This is a genomic window from Bacillus sp. FSL W8-0116 (assembly GCF_038003825.1).
Taxonomy (GTDB): domain Bacteria; phylum Bacillota; class Bacilli; order Bacillales; family DSM-4216; genus Bacillus_O; species Bacillus_O smithii.
Map to the genome: position 1 here is coordinate 2,797,751 of NZ_JBBOPY010000001.1, position 18,194 is coordinate 2,815,944.

At 42.3% G+C, this 18,194-nt stretch carries 15 protein-coding genes and 1 other RNA gene; 13 read left to right on the top strand and 3 right to left on the bottom strand.

Annotated elements, in window-relative coordinates; all coding sequences use genetic code 11:
• The first annotated feature begins 80 nt into the window (after positions 1-80).
• The 3 genes from aspS to N1I86_RS13285 all read left to right on the top strand — a co-directional run bounded on the left by aspS (position 81) and on the right by N1I86_RS13285 (position 3,117).
• Positions 81-1,856 carry an aspartate--tRNA ligase gene (gene aspS, locus N1I86_RS13275; protein WP_003355476.1) on the top strand — a complete coding sequence of 592 codons (1,776 nt, stop codon included), beginning with the start codon at positions 81-83 and terminating at the stop codon, positions 1,854-1,856.
• 62 nt (positions 1,857-1,918) lie between these two features.
• Positions 1,919-2,114: non-coding RNA, 6S RNA (ssrS, locus tag N1I86_RS13280), on the top strand.
• A 238-nt stretch (positions 2,115-2,352) separates the two neighbouring features.
• Complete coding sequence (locus N1I86_RS13285; RefSeq protein WP_003355475.1) at positions 2,353-3,117, top strand: tRNA threonylcarbamoyladenosine dehydratase; 765 nt, start codon at positions 2,353-2,355, stop codon at positions 3,115-3,117.
• A 251-nt stretch (positions 3,118-3,368) separates the two neighbouring features.
• Here the strand turns inward: N1I86_RS13285 and N1I86_RS13290 are convergent, their stop codons facing one another.
• From N1I86_RS13290 to N1I86_RS13300, 3 genes are all read right to left on the bottom strand, one after another.
• Positions 3,369-4,565, bottom strand: coding sequence for an MFS transporter (locus N1I86_RS13290; protein WP_048623741.1), 1,197 nt, complete (start codon positions 4,563-4,565; stop codon positions 3,369-3,371).
• A gap of 1,178 nt (positions 4,566-5,743) precedes the next feature.
• On the bottom strand, positions 5,744-7,000 hold the full coding sequence (locus tag N1I86_RS13295; RefSeq protein WP_003355473.1) for a cation:dicarboxylate symporter family transporter: 1,257 nt from the start codon (positions 6,998-7,000) through the stop codon (positions 5,744-5,746).
• A gap of 309 nt (positions 7,001-7,309) precedes the next feature.
• Positions 7,310-8,593: a replication-associated recombination protein A gene (locus N1I86_RS13300; RefSeq protein ID WP_341096708.1), complete on the bottom strand. Its 1,284-nt coding sequence runs from the start codon at positions 8,591-8,593 to the stop codon at positions 7,310-7,312.
• Positions 8,594-8,782: 189 nt separating this feature from the next.
• On the opposite strand from N1I86_RS13300, the gene N1I86_RS13305 reads away from it, so the two are divergent.
• The 10 genes from N1I86_RS13305 to N1I86_RS13350 all read left to right on the top strand — a co-directional run bounded on the left by N1I86_RS13305 (position 8,783) and on the right by N1I86_RS13350 (position 17,738).
• Positions 8,783-9,457, top strand: coding sequence for a YczE/YyaS/YitT family protein (locus N1I86_RS13305; RefSeq protein WP_003355471.1), 675 nt, complete (start codon positions 8,783-8,785; stop codon positions 9,455-9,457).
• Entirely contained in the window at positions 9,441-9,860 is a 420-nt protein-coding gene (gene cymR / locus N1I86_RS13310; RefSeq protein ID WP_003355470.1) for a cysteine metabolism transcriptional regulator CymR, read from the top strand. The genes N1I86_RS13305 and cymR overlap by 17 nt, the downstream gene beginning before the upstream one ends.
• 16 nt (positions 9,861-9,876) lie before the next feature.
• A complete protein-coding gene (locus N1I86_RS13315; protein WP_003355469.1) occupies positions 9,877-11,022 on the top strand; it encodes a cysteine desulfurase family protein in 1,146 nt (381 codons plus the stop codon).
• An 18-nt stretch (positions 11,023-11,040) separates the two neighbouring features.
• On the top strand, positions 11,041-12,156 hold the full coding sequence (mnmA, locus tag N1I86_RS13320; protein ID WP_327796934.1) for a tRNA 2-thiouridine(34) synthase MnmA: 1,116 nt from the start codon (positions 11,041-11,043) through the stop codon (positions 12,154-12,156).
• Positions 12,157-12,375: 219 nt separating this feature from the next.
• Positions 12,376-13,029 (top strand): tetratricopeptide repeat protein, encoded by a 654-nt coding sequence (locus tag N1I86_RS13325; protein ID WP_003355467.1) that lies wholly within the window; start codon positions 12,376-12,378, stop codon positions 13,027-13,029.
• Positions 13,030-13,185: 156 nt separating this feature from the next.
• Positions 13,186-15,588: an SF1B family DNA helicase RecD2 gene (gene recD2, locus N1I86_RS13330; RefSeq protein ID WP_003355465.1), complete on the top strand. Its 2,403-nt coding sequence runs from the start codon at positions 13,186-13,188 to the stop codon at positions 15,586-15,588.
• A 41-nt stretch (positions 15,589-15,629) separates the two neighbouring features.
• Positions 15,630-16,142, top strand: coding sequence for a PRC-barrel domain-containing protein (locus tag N1I86_RS13335; RefSeq protein ID WP_003355464.1), 513 nt, complete (start codon positions 15,630-15,632; stop codon positions 16,140-16,142).
• The gene (locus N1I86_RS13340) at positions 16,114-16,302 is read left to right on the top strand and encodes a hypothetical protein (RefSeq protein WP_003355463.1); all 189 of its coding nucleotides are present in this window, start codon (positions 16,114-16,116) and stop codon (positions 16,300-16,302) included. Before N1I86_RS13335 ends, N1I86_RS13340 begins: the two co-directional genes overlap by 29 nt.
• 15 nt (positions 16,303-16,317) lie before the next feature.
• Positions 16,318-16,449: a YrzQ family protein gene (locus N1I86_RS13345; protein ID WP_003355462.1), complete on the top strand. Its 132-nt coding sequence runs from the start codon at positions 16,318-16,320 to the stop codon at positions 16,447-16,449.
• 218 nt (positions 16,450-16,667) lie between these two features.
• Positions 16,668-17,738, top strand: coding sequence for an AI-2E family transporter (locus tag N1I86_RS13350; RefSeq protein WP_341096712.1), 1,071 nt, complete (start codon positions 16,668-16,670; stop codon positions 17,736-17,738).
• The last annotated feature ends 456 nt before the right edge of the window (positions 17,739-18,194 follow it).

An 18,194-nucleotide genomic window follows, 5' to 3' on the forward strand; every position in this document is an offset into this window, starting at 1 on the left:
CCCCTCTGCAAAACAGAGGGGTAAATGCCAAGATCAATGAACCATTTCATCTATGTCTATCAATTGAGGAGGAGAAAAGATTGTTTGGAAGAACTCATTATTGTGGAGAAATTACAGACCAGCACATTGGTGAAGAGGTCGTTTTAAAAGGATGGGTGCAAAGAAGAAGAGATTTAGGCGGCTTGGTTTTTGTGGATCTGCGTGACCGGACGGGAATTGTCCAAGTGGTATTCAGCCCGGAAACATCAAAAGAAGCTTATGAAACAGCAGATAAAGTTCGGAACGAGTATGTTCTTGACATAAAAGGAAGAGTGGTGGCGCGCAGTCGTGAAACGATCAACCCCAATATTAAAACTGGGACCATTGAAATTCAGGCGAATGAAGTGACGATTTTAAGCGCAGCCAAAAATCCGCCGTTTACGATTGAAGACCGGACCGAAGTTTCGGAAGATGTGCGCTTGAAATACCGTTACTTGGATTTGCGTAGAAATACGATGTTTGAAACGTTTCAAATGCGTCACAACATTACAAAATCGGTTCGCAGTTTTCTTGATGAAGAAGGATTTATCGAGGTAGAAACGCCGATTTTGACAAAAAGCACCCCGGAAGGAGCACGCGATTATTTAGTACCGAGCCGAGTGCATCCGGGAGAATTTTACGCACTTCCGCAATCTCCCCAAATTTTTAAACAGTTGTTAATGGTGTCGGGATTTGATCGCTATTATCAAATTGCTCGCTGTTTTCGAGATGAAGATTTGCGCGCTGACCGCCAACCGGAATTTACTCAAATCGATATCGAAGCAAGCTTTTTAAGTCAAGAAGATATTATGGACTTGACTGAACGAATGTTGAAACGATTAATGAAAGAAGTCAAAGGACTGGAAATCACCGAACCATTTCCGCGAATGACTTATGCAGAAGCAATGAGCCGCTATGGTTCCGACAAACCGGATACCCGCTTTGGCATGGAACTGATCGATGTCTCTGAAATTGTTAAAAATTCAAGTTTTAAAGTATTTGCCAATGCCGTAGCTCAAGGGGGGCAAGTAAAGTTAATTAACGCCAAAGGAGCTGCAGGCCAGTATTCCCGAAAAGATATCGATCAGCTGGCAGAATTTGCAGCGCGTTACGGTGCTAAAGGTCTCGCATGGCTAAAAGTAGAAGATGGAGAATTAAAAGGACCGATCGCCAAATTTTTCAGCGAAGAAGAACAAGATCAGCTGAAGAAAACGGCGGAAGCAGAGAGCGGCGATCTGCTTCTTTTCGTCGCAGATAAAAACTCAATTGTGGCCGATGCTCTCGGTGCTCTTCGTCTTAAACTTGGAAAAGAACTAGGTCTGATCGATGACAATCAATTTAATTTCTTATGGGTAACCGATTGGCCGCTCCTTGAGTATGACGAAGAAGACGGAAGATTTTACGCTGCCCACCATCCGTTTACGATGCCTTTCAGAGAGGATTTGCCGTACCTTGAAAGCGAGCCTGAAAAAGTACGGGCCCAAGCATATGATATCGTTCTAAACGGTTATGAACTGGGCGGAGGTTCACTGCGGATTTTTGAGAAAGATATACAGGAGAGAATGTTTAAAGCGCTAAGTTTTACAAAAGAAGAAGCAGAGGAACAATTCGGCTTCCTGCTTGAAGCGTTTGAATATGGAACTCCGCCGCATGGAGGAATCGCATTAGGACTGGATCGGATCGTCATGCTTCTGGCTGGCCGGTCTAATCTGCGCGATACGATTGCCTTTCCGAAGACGGCCAGTGCAAGCTGCTTGTTGACGGATGCACCGGGGGAAGTTAGTCAAAGCCAACTGGAAGAGTTGCATTTGAGACTGTCTGTTGAAAAAAATGGGTAAAGATTATGTGTATTGAATGTTGATAAATCAAGAAGGCTATGTTAATATATCAGTAACGATTACGAGTCCTGATGTGTACGTTAGTAACCTATTCTGTTTTGACCGAACACTTAGATTTACGGGAGCCTGGAGTTTTTAAGTAGCGCAAATGCCTCTTTCTCTGGATGGAGGACTTGCAAAGCTTAAAACAGGGCACCCACCTGCCGAGAGCGGGTTCAAAACGTATAGATCTTTGACAACGGCACGATTGGGACTCGTACTTTTGTTTCCGTAGACTTTAAATAGCCCGAATAAACCATTTTGCTTTGATGAACAACCGCTGCATGCAGCGGTTGTTTTTGCGTATTGAATGAAAAGGTTTTCTTATTAGGCAGGTCATTCGACCTTCCTCCATAAAAACGTCTATTGAATCCTTTCTATTAGATGCGGTAAGATAGTTTTTGGCGAAAAACTGTCGAGCTTAGGCAACGGCTGATTACATAATAGGAGTGAGAATATGCTTCACCAATTTTCGAGAAATGAATTAGCGATTGGAAAAGAAGGGCTGGAAAAATTAGCAAACAGCACGGTTGCTGTACTAGGCGTTGGAGGAGTCGGTTCCTTTGCTGTTGAAGCGTTGGCACGTTCCGGAATTGGACGTATTGTAATGGTGGATAAAGATGTAGTGGATATAACGAATGTGAACCGGCAAATTCCCGCTTTGCTGTCCACGATCGGAAAAGCAAAGGTGGATGTGATGAAAGAAAGAATCGCGGATATAAATCCTGATTGTGAAGTCATCGCCTTAAAAATGTTTTATACGGAAGAAACGTATGAGCAATTCTTTGGCTATCGCCCTGATTTCGTCATTGACGCATCCGATACCATTACTTATAAGATTCATTTAATGAAAGAATGTTTGAAACGAGATATTCCCATCATTTCTAGCATGGGAGCCGCTAATAAGATGGATCCAACCCGATTTCGGATTGCCGATATATCCCAAACGCACACTGACCCGATTGCGAAAGTGGTTCGTACCCGATTGCGCAAAGAGGGGATCAAAAAAGGGGTCCCTGTTGTGTTTTCCGATGAAAGCCCCATCGTGATCCGCGAAGACGTCCGCAAAGTGGTCGGCAACGACGAAGCAAGTATTCGAAAAGCGAAAATGCCCCCATCTTCGAATGCGTTTGTTCCATCTGTATGCGGCCTGATTATGGCCTCATACGTGGTTCGAAAGCTGCTAGAAGGAATAGAAATAGCACGGGTGCAAAACGGGTAAAAGCCGCCGGTACAGGCGGCTTTTTATTTTTAAGGCAAGCATTTCTTTTTTGAGCAGTAATCCATGAAAATAAAGGCAAAGAGAATGACGCCCGTTTGACATGCTGGTAAAGGTGTCAAGAAACGACGTCATCGTTCATCATTTAGGCTGCCGTAATAGAACGATGATGTTCTTTCCAATGATCATCGCTCTTTTTTTGGTACATTGATGGATCGAAGTTTTCCCTCATCTAATCAGCTGCATTTTCGGCATTAAGCCAGATCTTTCGCTTTTGTTTCCGTTCCTAATAGGGCGATGCTGACAACGCTGATGATAATCGCCGCACAAAAAATAGAGAAGATGGCGGAGATAGAAGTCTCGCTGCCAAGAAAACCGATCAAAAGCGGACCGAGGATGCCTCCTATTCGTCCGAAAGAAGTGGCCATTCCAACCCCTGTACCGCGGATAGCCGTCGGGTATTGTTCCGGTGAATAAGCATAAAGTGCTCCCCAAGCGCCTAAGTTAAAGAAAGATAGTAAAATTCCATAAGTAATCAACAACGGCAAAGTTTCCGCATTTCCAAAAAGCCATGCGCTGATGGAAGTACCCAGCAAAAAGATTATTAAGACCCATTTACGGCCGATTCTGTCAATCAGCCAGGCAGCAGTGAAATAGCCGGGAAGCTGTGCAAGAGTCATAATCAGCACATAGCCGAAACTTTTAATTAGGCTGAATCCTTTCATGACCATAATGCTTGGGAGCCAAAGGAACATGCCGTAATAAGAGAACACGACGCAAAACCAGACGATCCATAGCATGATCGTTTTTCGAATATGCGGACGAGACCATACTTCTTTTATGTTTAGAATGAAAGAACGTTTTGTTTTTACCGATTGAAAACGGGCTGAATCGGGTAAATTCCAGCGTAAATACAGGGCGTACAGTGCCGGAATGGCTCCTAATAATAATGCCATTCTCCAACCGTATTCTGGAATAATAAAATAGGAGACGACAGCAGCAAGCAACCAGCCGCCTGCCCAGAAACTTTCCAAAAGGACAATGATTCTGCCACGATCTTTGGCCGGTACGCTTTCCGATACAAGTGTTGATGCAACGGGAAGTTCGCCCCCTAAGCCCATTCCGATAAAAAATCGGAAGAATAGAAATAAGACAAGAGTGCTTGTGAACGCCGATAATCCGCTCCCGATCGTAAAGAGAAGCAACGTGATCAGAAAGACCGGCTTTCTTCCGATTCTGTCAGCCAGCAAACCAAATAAAAAGGCGCCTGCTGCCATACCGATGGAGTTAACGCTTCCAATCCATCCCATTTCCTTGACCGACAAATTCCAATCTTTTTGCAGGGCAGCTTGGATAAACGACAGCATTCCGACATCCATGGCGTCAAACAGCCAAGCGAAACCGGCTATACCTAGGAGCTTGCGAGTGTTTTGTTTTAATGCGTCATTCATTGAAGATTTCCTCCTGTAATTACATATGTAAACAAATGTATTTACAACTAATTATACAGATAAAGGCTCATTGGAACAATCCTTTTCGTATTTTTTGAATCATCCTGCAAGGATTTATCAATTTTATTGTCAAAGAAAATATAAGGAGATCAAGGAAAGGATAGGATCATTCATTATGTATGTAATATGGACGTTGTTCTTTGGATTATAGCCATTGGGACCATTCTAATTTTGGTTGGGAAAATATGACGAGTGGTCAACAATTAACGAAAGGCATTTTATTCGTTGCTTGGGTTGTCCGTACGAGGGGACTAAGTGCGGATGAACATTCCGTTGCATGCATCTTATTTTCTAAGAAGTCAATGTTGAATTTTTATCGAACAGTTCAAAATGAAGGGCTAGAGGGTCATGCCGAAGAAAAGAGGTAACGGAAAAACTTTCTGAATCAGTGGAAAGCTGTGAAATACAGATCAACACGCTTCTTGAAAAGAGATGAAAAAAGCTTGTCCACTAAATACGGACAAGCTTTTTATGTGCGCCCGGCATGTACATGAACTATAGGGTGTAAGTCCCGAACCCCGAAGACAGAAGTAGAGGTTAGCCAAGAGCAAGGGTGTCCGTGGTGACGCGGAATCTGAAGGAAGCTGGAGGCAAAACACCGGACCGAGGAACACGAACCTCATATAAGGCTAGGTATGATGGAGTGAGTTTGCATAACAAAACAAAGCTCTTTCTGTCGAAGGTCATATCGAGTAAATGAGGCGGATAGATGGTGTGAAAGTGCATGTACTTACCCGGGGAGGTCTGGCGGATAGGTGAAGTACTCTTCATAACCTACTTAGTGATAAGTAGCTGAACCGTCAGAAGTCAGCAGAGGTCATAGTATTAGTTGGTCTAGAACAACTAAGAAGGACCGAACAATTAAGAGAGAATAGCCCTTGGTATTCAGTGAGTCATGATGAACACAGAAAACGTAGTACCTCACTTGAGGGAGGAAGCGGTGAATCCCGTGGGAGACCTCTTGGAGGGTGGAGTGACCACTGGCATAAAGAGAACAGCTATTCACGGAAGTTATAAAGACTTGCGTCAATGATCTTAATTGAACCGCCGTATACGGAACCGTACGTACGGTGGTGTGAGAGGACGGGAGTTAATCGCTCCCTCCTACTCGATTTCTTTTACGAGACTTCTTTCAAATATTCTTTTCCTTTTTCAGCATCGTATTGTCCAACCAATTTGGAAACGATAATAGAAGCAAGTGAATTTCCGATAACATTGACAACTGTACGTGCCATGTCCATAATTCGATCAATTCCAGCTATAAAAGCCAATCCTTCCACTGGTAAATGGGTGGTGCTCAGTGTCGCAAGCAACACAACGAATGAAACACCAGGAACCCCCGCAATTCCTTTGGAAGTGACCATAAGAACTAACACTAGGGAAATTTGTTCAGCAATTGAAAGATGAATGCCGTACATCTGGGCGATAAAAATGGCGGCTATTGATTGATAAAGAGTGGAGCCGTCCAAGTTGAAGGAATAACCGGTAGGAATGACAAAAGTGGTAATCCCTTTTGCACATCCGAATCGTTCCATTTTCTCCATTAATTTTGGCAGAACGGTTTCTGAACTGGAAGTGGAATAAGCAAGGATTAACTCGTTTTTTAGGATTTTAAAGATATGAAAGATATTAATGCCAAATAGTTTGGCAACTAATCCTAAAACGACCAGAATAAATAAAATCATGGTTCCGTAAACTGTTAATACAAGTTTACTTAGCGGAATTAAAGAACTTACTCCAAACTTCGATACGGTAATGCCGATAAGGGCAAAAACGCCAAACGGTGCAAACCTCATGACCATGTTTGTCACATTAAACATGGCATCGGCAGTTGCTTGGAAAAATTTCAGTACAGGTTTTCCTTTTTCTCCGATCGCGGCAACTCCGAGCCCGAACATAACGGAGAAAAAGATAATGGCTAACATATCGCCGTTCGCCAATGCTTTAAATAAATTGTCAGGGACGATGTTGACAATGGTATCTGCAAATGAGTGAGAGGTTGCTTGTTCTGTGGTGCTTAAGTAACTTGAGATATCACCTTTATGAAGAGAGTGTATGTCTACGCCAACACCTGGTTTCACGACATTACCTACCAACAGCCCTAAAATGATTGCGATGGTGGTAATGATTTCAAAGTAAAGCAGTGTAATACCGCCTAATTTTCCCAATTGTTTGATGTCGCCAATACCAGCAACTCCGACGATGAGGCTGGAAACAACAATCGGGATTACAATCATTTTAATGAGTCTTATGAATATATCGCCGATAGGTTGTAGGAATCCTTGAACGGAGGAATTGCCATAAAAAATAACCCCGACGATAATTCCTAAGATTAGCCCAATAAATATTTGCCAAGCTAACCCAATTTTTTTCAAAAAAACCACTCCTTTCTCTCTATTCGACAAAATAACATAAAATGCGACGAATATCATTTTAATTTATTTTTTTGAAAAGAGTCAAGATTTTTGTAAAGAAAATAGTCTACTTTTTATTTTCTTTTTATTTTTTATTTTTAGAAATCGCTCCATTTAATAAAAATTGGTGATGAAGAGATCATCACCGGCAAATTGCTCCTCGTCAGTTGCGTTTGAAAAATAGCGGTATGACAAGCCGTACCTTTATGTCAATCATGAATATAAGGGGAATCTGCCGTTCGAGTGATCCTGACATCGTTTTATTTGGTTTTAAGAATGATCGTTTTGAAGTTTGGAAATATTTTCGTAAACGGATGCCAGTGCCTTTTCGAATTTCCCGGTTGTTTTTGGGTGATAATAGACGGCATCTTTTAATGTGTCTGGCAAGTATTGTTGTTTTACCCAGCCGCTTTCATAGTCGTGCGGATATTTATAACTGATTCCTCTTCCTAACGCTTTGGCTCCCTTGTAATGGGCATCTTTTAAATGGTCTGGAACATCTCCGCTTTTCCCTTTTCGAATGTCCGCTAAAGCCGAATCAATGGCCATGATGGCAGAATTGGATTTTGGAGACAAACAAAGTTCGATAACGGCTGCTGCCAACGGAATTCTCGCCTCCGGAAAGCCTATTTTCTCTGCTGTTTGGACGGCGGCCAATGTTCGAACTCCAGCTTGAGGATTGGCAAGGCCGATATCTTCGTAAGCGATGACAAGAAGCCTTCTTGAAATGCTGGGAAGGTCGCCAGCTTCAATCAGCCTTCCTAAGTAATGAAGTGCGGCATTTACGTCGCTTCCTCGAATGGACTTTTGGAAAGCGCTGAGCACGTCGTAATGGGCATCTCCATCTTTATCATGAACAAAACTTTTCTTTTGCAGACATTCCTCTGCTATTTCAAGATTAATGTGGATCGTACCGGTTTCATCCTCTTTTGTAGATAAGACAGCCAATTCGAGCGCGTTTAAAGAACTGCGGGCATCTCCGTTTGATCCATGCGCGAAATGGAGCAACGCGTCTTCGTCGATTTGAATGTTCCATTTTCCGAGTCCTCGTTTTTCATCATGAAGAGCTCTTTTCAACAATGAGAGAATCTGATCCGAGGTTAACGGCTTTAATTCGAATATTTGACAGCGGCTGCGAATAGCCGGATTAATCGAAAAGTATGGATTGTTGGTTGTAGCTCCGATTAATGTAATGCTGCCATTTTCAAGATAAGGAAGAAGAAAGTCTTGCTTCCCTTTATCCAGACGATGTACTTCGTCTAAAAGCAGAATCACTTTTCCGGACATTTTCGCTTCCTCAGCGACAATTTCCATATCTTTCTTATTATTTGTGACTGCATTCAGTTGTCGAAAAGCATATTGAGTACTGCCGGCAATCGCGGAAGCAATGGAAGTTTTGCCTATTCCGGGCGGCCCGTAAAGAATCATAGATGAAAGCTGTTTTGCTTCGACCATTCTTCTAATGATTTTTCCTTCTCCGACTAAGTGTTCTTGTCCGGCAATTTCATCAATAGTTCTCGGTCTCATTCGAAATGCTAACGGTTTTGTACTCATACTTCATCTCTCCAGATCTATAGTTATATCGGTTTCCCGTTTTTAAAATGTCTTTTGTCTTTTAAACATCTTTGACAATAACTTACCATAGGAAAAGGCAAGTTCAACTGTATTCGCTCAGATTGTATGCTATAATGACAAAAGCTAATCTTTATTTGTTCTACGCGGGGGATCTAAAGGGGTGTTTATGTGAAAACAAAGGGGAATATCATCTTTCGATTAGTCGTTTTTATGGCTGGTTTGCTTGTCATGTCTCTCGGCCTTGTGTTCATGATTCGATCGGATCTCGGAGCAACACCTTGGGACACGATGCATGTAGGATTATATTATAAACTAGGGTTAACGGTTGGGACTTGGTCAATACTTGTAGGGTTGGCTGTTTTAGCTTTATCTGCTTTACTGATGAAAGAGTGGCCTCAATTTGGCGCTTATTTAAATATGCTTCTTGTCGGCATATTCATGGATATGTATTTAAGTCTGCCTTTTATCGTAACACCCCATAGTTTTTTAGGAAAGCTGTGCATGTTTCTGCTCGGCATCATCATCAATGGATACGGAATGGGTATTTACATTTCTGCCCAAATTGGAGCCGGACCTCGAGATAGTTTAATGATTGCCGTTACTTCGAAAACGGGATGGAAAGTTTCCCACGTTCGAAGGGGAATGGAAGTAATCGTTCTCATAATGGGCTTTCTTTTGGGAGGACCTGTACATGTCGGAACCATTTTATTTAGTCTGTTCATGGGTACGATTGTAGGCATAACACTTCCACAATGTCAAAAAATCACTGATTACTTTATCCATAAAATGCAAAAATCAAAAAATGAATTGAATAGAGGTGCAAAATATGAAAATTTCCACTAAAGGCCGATACGGCTTGACGATTATGATTGAGTTAGCCAAGAAATACGGAGAGGGACCGACCCCCTTGCGCTCCATTGCAAAGACGCATGACTTATCTGAGCATTACTTAGAGCAGCTAGTCGCTCCACTAAGAAATGCCGGTTTGGTCAAAAGCATCCGCGGAGCATACGGAGGTTATGTACTTGCCAGAGACCCTTCCAAAATTACAGCCGGTGATATTATCCGTGTATTGGAAGGTCCGATTAGCCCGGTGGAAGGAATCGAAGATGAAGATCCTCCAAAACGAGAGTTATGGATGCGCATTCGAGATGCTGTGAAGGACGTTCTTGAGAGCACAACATTGGAGGACTTAGCGAATTATACCGATCGAGGCGAATCGGATGCCTATATGTTTTACATTTAAGGAGGAATTTCTCAAAATGGAACGCATTTATCTGGATCATGCAGCAACAAGTCCTGTTCACCCGAAAGTGATCCAAGTCTTAACCGAAACCATGCAAAATCATTATGGAAACCCGTCCAGCATCCATTACTTTGGCCGCGACGCTCGTCAAGTAGTGGATCAAGCTAGGGAATTCATCGCGAAAAGCATTCATGCCAACTTTGATGAAATTATTTTTACAAGCGGTGGGACTGAAGCGGATAATCTGGCGTTAATTGGTGTGGCCAGAGGCATGGCGGATAAAGGCAAACATATCATCACGACAGCCGTTGAACATCATGCTGTTTTGCATACATGTGAATTTTTGGAGAAAGAAGGATTTGAAGTTACTTATTTACCGGTGGATGAAACCGGCCGTATTTCTGTGGAAGAGTTGAAGAAGGCTTTGCGGGACGATACGATCCTTGTTTCGATCATGTTCGCCAACAATGAAGTTGGCACGCTGCAGCCGATCCGGGAAGTTGGAGAGTTGTTAACGAATCATCAAGCTGTTTTTCATACGGATGCAGTTCAAGCATACGGATTGGCAGACATCGATGTGCAAGACCTTCATATCGATTTATTGTCTGTCTCCAGTCATAAAATTAATGGACCGAAAGGAGTAGGATTCCTGTATGTTAGGGACGGTGTTCGCTTAATTCCAACGGTTCACGGTGGGGAACAGGAAAGAAAACGGCGGGCAGGAACGGAAAATGTCGCATCGATTGCTGCTTTTGCTAAAGCCGTGGAAATTTCCCAAAAGACAAAGCCGGAAAAATATGCTTTTTACCATAAATTGAAGCAATTGCTCATCGAAACGCTGAAAAAAGAAGGAGTCGAGTTTTCAATCAACGGAACGCTTGAACAGTCTCTTCCGCATGTAGTAAACTTGAGTTTTCCTGGCACGAATGTGGAAGCGATGCTTGTGAACTTGGATTTAGAAGGGATAGCAGCTTCCAGTGGATCTGCATGCACAGCTGGGTCTGTGGATCCTTCTCATGTTCTCCGAGCTATGTTCGGAAGCCAATCTGACCGTTTGACCAACTCCATCCGATTTAGCTTCGGCATTAATAATACAGAAGATCAAATTCTTCAAGCGGCGGCTATTATTTCAAAGATAGTAAAACGATTGACAAAGCAGTGAGGGAAGTGGACAAGCAGAATGAAAAAATCACCGAAAGATACCCGTGTCGTCGTCGGCATGTCCGGCGGAGTAGATTCATCTGTAGCCGCTCTTTTGCTAAAGGAGCAAGGGTATGATGTAATTGGCATTTTTATGAAGAATTGGGATGACACAGATGAAAATGGCGTTTGTACAGCCACGGAGGACTATAATGATGTCGTTCGCGTTTGCAACCAAATCGGCATTCCTTATTATGCGGTAAATTTTGAAAAACAATATTGGGATAAAGTTTTTACGTATTTTTTGGATGAATACAAGGCGGGCCGCACTCCTAATCCGGATGTCATGTGCAATAAAGAAATTAAATTTAAGGCCTTTTTGGATCATGCCATGAATCTTGGTGCGGACTATGTGGCCACCGGACATTACGCTCAAGTTGAAGAACGGGGCGGAGAAGTAAAACTTTTGCGAGGAAAAGATTCGAATAAAGATCAAACGTATTTCCTCAATCAATTGCAGCAATTCCAGCTCGAAAAGGTAATGTTTCCCATCGGACATTTAGAGAAAAAGCAAGTAAGGGAAATCGCACAGGAAGCAGGGCTTGCTACAGCGAAGAAAAAAGACAGCACCGGAATCTGCTTTATTGGGGAGCGGAATTTTAAAGAGTTTTTAAGCCAGTATTTGCCCGCTCAGCCCGGTAAAATGGAAACGCTGGATGGAAAAGTGATGGGAGAACATGATGGATTAATGTATTATACCATCGGACAACGCCATGGCCTTGGAATTGGTGGTTCAGGTGAACCGTGGTTTGTCGTAGGAAAAGATGTGAAACGCAATGTTCTATATGTAGGACAAGGCTTCCACAATGATGCCCTATACTCAGATTCGATTATTGCGACAAACGTCGGCTGGGTATCGGATCGCGAAAAACCGCAGCAATTTACCTGTACGGCTAAATTCCGCTATCGTCAACCAGATACGAAGGTAACAGTCCAATTGCTTTCGAACGGTCGCGCCAGCGTCGTGTTTGACGAACCCGTACGAGCTGTGACCCCGGGACAAGCGGTTGTTTTTTACAACGGTGAGGAATGTTTGGGCGGCGGAACCATTGACCAAGTGTTTAAAAACGGCAATCGTTTGTCGTATGTCGGGTAATAGGAATCCAAATCGCTTCAAAATAAACCAAAGATTTACCGCCGTTTTCAAGTGATCATCTAGAATCAGTCGATTTATCAGGGTTTGACCTAATCGGGCTGCACGATATATAAACTTATTATATATTGTGTCGGAAGGTCTAACCCTTTCTTTTTGTAAATGAAAATGGGATCTCCAAATATGATATACTTCCTATTAGAACAAATCAGAGGTGTCATGATGGACAAAAATGCAAAAGGAATTGAATATTTGCAAGCTGGAAAAGTCGAAGAAGCATTGAAGATGTTTACAGAACATATCGAAGAGAATCCGCAAGATCCCGCTGCCTATATTAATTTTGGAAACGTTCTAGTTTCTGTGGGCGAGATGAGCAAAGCGGAAAATTTTTTTCAAAAAGCCATTGAGGTGGACGGCAATGCGGCCGCTGCTTATTATGCACTCGGCAGCCTTTATTATAATGAAAATCGTTTTGAGGATGCGGTCGGCTGTTTTGAAAAAGCGATTCAAAAAGGAATGCAAGATGAAGACAGCTATTTTATGGCCGGGATGTGTTTTGTCCAACTGGAACAAAACAAACTCGCTTTGCCTTATCTACAACGGGCAGTTGAATTGAATCCGAACGACAGCGAAGCTCTTTTTCAATACGGACTTTCTTTGGCAAAGCTAAACGTTTATGAAGAAGCGATTCGACAGTTTGAAAAAGTCATTCAGCTCAATCCTAATCATGCCGACGCTTATTATAATTTAGGAGTTGCTTATGCCGGTTATCGAGAGGACCGGGAGCAAGCTAAAAAAATGTTTCAAAAAGCGCTTGAACTGCAAGAAGATCATCTTCTTGCCGGCTACGGTTTAAAGATGCTGGAAAAAATCTAATGAAATTTTCATCTTCTGTGAAACTTTTTCCGATCGCTGGTTGGTGGAACGAATCGTCCTTTAAGGAGAGTTTCCCGTTTTCTTTCCAATTTCGAGATGAAGGGAATCATCAAACATGAGCTGTGGGATTTGGAGCCGAAGCAAGGAGGTTCAATGATGGAAGGGCAGCACAATATCGGCCTGTTTGCAGAACAGGAAACATATGTGAAAGGCCGCCATATCGCGACCATCTTTCGCAATGAACAAAATCTTTATACCGTCATAAGGGTAAAAGTGGAAGAAACAAATGACCAATATGAAGAAAAAGAAGCGGTCATTACTGGTTATTTTCCGCAAGTACACGAACATGAAACATACACCTTTTATGGCTTTTTTCAAGAGCATCCAAAATTTGGAATTCAATTTCAATGCAAACATTTTCAAAAAGAAGTTCCTCAGACAAGGCAAGGAGTGATCAAATATTTATCGAGCGAATTGTTCAAGGGAATCGGGCGAAAAACGGCGGAAAGAATTGTCGATCACTTAGGCGAAGATGCCATTTCCAAAATATTGAAATCCCCTTCCGTGCTTGATGGTGTTCCGAATCTATCCTCAGAAAAAGCGAAAGCTCTTTACGATGTTTTAAAGGAAAATGAAGGGCTCGAACAAATCATGGTCGCCTTAAATCAATACGGATTCGGTCCGCAAATGTCCATGAAAATTTACCAGACCTATAAAGAACAAACGTTGGATATTATCCAAAAAAATCCTTATCAGCTTGTGGAGGACGTGGAAGGGATCGGATTTTCGCGCGCTGATGAATTAGGAAAACAGCTTGGAATGGATGAGACACACCCAGAACGTTTGAAAGCAGCCTGTTTGTATACGCTGGAATCGGAATGTCTGCAAGAAGGTCATGTCTATTTGGATCAAAAGGACTTGCTTTCAAAAGGAAAAGCTCTCTTGGATAAAAACAGCAGCACTCCAATCGCTGAGACTGACATATCCGAACAGCTTCATCAATTGAAAAAAGAGAAGAAGCTGATTGAAGAAGAGGACAGAATTTATATTCCGTCTCTCTATTTCGCTGAAAAAGGGATTGTTTCCAATATTCAGCGAATCTTAGCCCAAGATCAATACGAGGAACAATTTCCTGAATCAGAATTTTTATTAGCCTTGGGAAAATTAGAAGAAAGAATTGGCGTACAGTATGCTTCCTCTCAGAAAAAAGCGATCCAAACGGCTTTATTATCGCCGATGCTACTGCTGACGGGCGGCCCCGGAACGGGAAAAACCACAGTAATCAAAGGAATTGTCGAATTATACGCAGAGCTGCACGGTCTATCTTTGGATCCGAAAGATTATAGTAAAGACGACCCTTTTCCAATCGTCTTAGGAGCGCCTACGGGAAGAGCTGCAAAAAGGATGGCGGAATCAACGGGCCTGCCGGCAGCAACGATCCACCGATTGCTTGGCTGGAACGGACAAGCCGGAATCGATTTTGAACAAGACCGGACCATTAACGGAAAATTAGTGATCATTGATGAAATGTCCATGGTGGATACATGGCTGGCTTATCAATTTTTTAATGCGCTGCCGGAGGAAGTTCAAGTCGTGCTGGTAGGGGACGAAGATCAGCTGCCATCTGTCGGCCCGGGACAAGTGTTAAAAGACTTGCTGGACTCGAAAACGATACCGACTGTACAGCTTACGGATATTTATCGGCAAGAAAACGGATCTTCCATCATTGAATTAGCTCATGAAATCAAAAAGGGAAAACTGCCTGCTGACCTAGCTGTTCAAAAAAAAGATCGCTCGTTTATTAAATGTTCCACACAACAAATTGCCAGCGTTGTTGAGCAAGTGGTGGAAAATGCTCGCAACAAAGGATTTACGGCAAAAGATATTCAAGTTTTGGCTCCGATGTATAAAGGGCCTGCCGGGATTGACCGTTTAAATAAAATGCTGCAGGAAATTTTAAATCCAAATCATGATCAATCTCGAAAAGAATTGGCTTTCGGGGATACAGTCTACCGTATTGGAGATAAAGTGCTTCAGCTTGTCAACAAACCGGAAAAAAATGTATTTAACGGCGATATCGGTGAGGTCATTTCCATTTTTTACGCGAAAGAAAACACGGAAAAACAAGACATGGTCCTTGTTTCTTTTGAAGGAAATGAAGTCACCTATACACGCCAAGAATTGAATCAGATCACTCATGCTTATTGCTGTTCCATCCACAAATCACAAGGAAGCGAATTTCCTATCGTGATTTTGCCTGTTGTGAAAAGCTATTATCGCATGCTGCGAAAAAATTTATTATATACTGCCGTGACGAGAAGCAAAAAATTTTTAATTTTATGCGGCGAAGAAGAAGCATTTCGTTGGGGCGTTGAACGTAACGATAGTTTGTTGAGAAAAACAACTCTTCGCCAAAAACTGTCAGAAGCGTTGGCTAATAAAGATGCTGACAGCAAGGAGGAAAATTCCATTTCCTATCCGGTGAGTGAAGAAGAGTGGATGCAAATCAATCCTATGATAGGAATGGAAAACGTTACCCCTTATGATTTTATGGAGTAAGTCCCACAATAATAAATAGTTCGGGAAAGGTGGGACACTTTTTGCGAACATTTTCTTCCTTAAACAGGCTGCCTGTTTTCGATGTCTGTACAGGCAGCCGCCTTGGGGAGGTTTGCGATCTTTGTATATCGGAAAAAGGCGAGGTAAAGTCGCTGTTAGTTAAGACGGTCTCCCTTTTTTCTGTGAAAAAGCAGCTGCCGATTGATTCGGTAGAATGCTTTGGGGTCGACTGCATCATGACGAAAAAGGAACGGTTGATTCCATTTTGTTCAGATAAAATTTTTACGTTTTTTCATAAACAATCGATCGAAGGAACGCCTTTTTTTGATAAAAATGGAGAAATCCTTGGCCGGTTGAAAGATGTATATTTTCTGGAAAATTTGGGCATGATCGTAGGGTATGAGTTGACGGATGGTTTCTTTTCGGATCTATTGGAAGGCAGCAAAATTATCCGCACGAATACACCCCCTGCGATCGGAAAAGATGCCGTTATCGTCACGCCAGAACGTGTGCGAGGTGGCTTTCATGCTTATTTGTCCAAATTGCCAGAGTAAAGATATCGGCAAAATAGGGATCAACCAGTACTATTGCTGGAATTGTTTTATTGAGTTAACCGTATCCAATCAAATGATTTACACTCATCAAGTGGAGGAAGATGGTTCTTTAACTTCTTTAGACGATTTGTTCGATGAGAAACAACGACGACTAAGCTGAAGGAGTGTTTGTTTCATGAACAAAGCCATGATTTCATTGCTGGGATTTGGAGCCGGTGTGGCTGCTTCTGCTTGGGCCGGCCGTTCCTCCATGCTTAATCAACGGCAAATACGGAAACTCAGAAAACAGGTGAGAAAATTATTTTAGCGAGAAAAGAGATGCAGTCCGCTGCATCTCTTTCTCTTTCCATCTTCCTTGAACATTCAGTCTGAAGCCCTCAAAACTTCAAGTCACGATTTGAAACCAACCAATCTTGGTTGAAAAGTACAGCAGGCTGGATGATTTAGGAAAAAGATTCTTCGAATAAAGTCAGCATCCCACTCGCAACCTAATAGTAGATGGTTTGCTATGTTGGGGATGAGATGATGGATCCTAAAAGATACATAAAATGGATGTACCAATTGGGTTTTTTATTATTGGTCTTTGTGACACTTTATTTGCTTGTTCTCTTAAAACCGGTATGGCTGCCTTTTTTAAAAGTCATCTTCACCGGGCTTTTTCCATTTTTCTTAGGGGCTTTTATTACCTATTTGCTTCATCCGTGGGTGGAGAAACTTTATCAAGCGGGCCTGCCTCGCGGACTGTCTATTTTCCTGATTTATCTCCTCTTTTTCGGGGGAGTGGGTTATTCCATTTACAAAGGTATTCCTGTCATTATCGAGCAGCTGAACGAGTTGTCTGAGAACGCTCCCGTGTTAGTATCTCAATATCAACATTGGATGTTTCACCTCGAAAGAAAAACTTCCACTTGGCCGGATGGCCTTCAAGATCAGATTCAAGCGAGAATTCATGCTTTTGAAACTTGGCTTACCAATCTTTTGGCTTTGTTTATCGGTTGGTTGACGAAAATGCTGAATTTTCTTTTGCTGTTTGCCGTTGTTCCCTTTGTTTCTTTTTATTTGTTAAAAGATTTTCATGATGTTAAAAAGGTGATTTGGTATTTAACGCCGAAAAAGTGGCGGAGAAAAGGGCTTTATTTTCTGAAAGATTTGGATGAATCGCTTGGTGGGTATATAAGAGGACAGATTCTAGTCTGTGTGCTGCTCGGAACGGTTGCTGCTTTCCTTTTTTGGATGATTCATATGAAATATCCTGTATTGCTTGGAATCATTATAGCTGTTACCGACATCATTCCTTATTTTGGGCCTATTATCGGTGCGGTGCCGGCCGTTATCATTGCGGTGGTCATTTCAAATAAAATGGCCGTCTACGTGATCATCATCATTTTGGTTCTGCAGTTTTTAGAAGGAAATGTATTGTCCCCGTTTATTGTCGGCAAAAGCTTAAACATGCACCCTTTATTTATCATGGCTGCCCTTATCATCGGCGGAGAAGTCGGAGGAATTGCCGGATTAATTTTCGCCGTGCCGTTTCTGGCCGTTGTAAAAGTGGCAATGGTGCATGCAAAAACGCATTTATGGAAGCCCCATAAATAACATTGACAAATATTGAATAACTTTCTATAATGCGACATAGACAAGTGAATCCAAATTGTATGAACAAATTAACGAATTAACAAGATTGATCGATAAGGCCATTTCCTTTAAAAACAATTTCAAATGGGTATAAAACAAAGAAGGATCGAGTATGTTATAGACCATCTGAGTGTAATGTGATTACACGGAAGAGAGGAATTTCCCCGGGCTGAAAGAAATTCCAGATGAAGGATAACAGAAGGCTAATCCGGAGTGCAGGCAAAAACTGCCGTAGTACGCCGCGTTAAGGCGCCAAAGAGATGGATTGTGTGAATCGATGGATCCATAATCAGGGTGGTACCGCGAAGAGCCCTTCGTCCCTGTCCGGGAAGGAGGGCTTTTTTTATTTTAGAGCGCCACAATTGGTCAGTTAGCCGGACTCTTTTCATGCGTTTTGCTTGCAAAACGATTTTATCC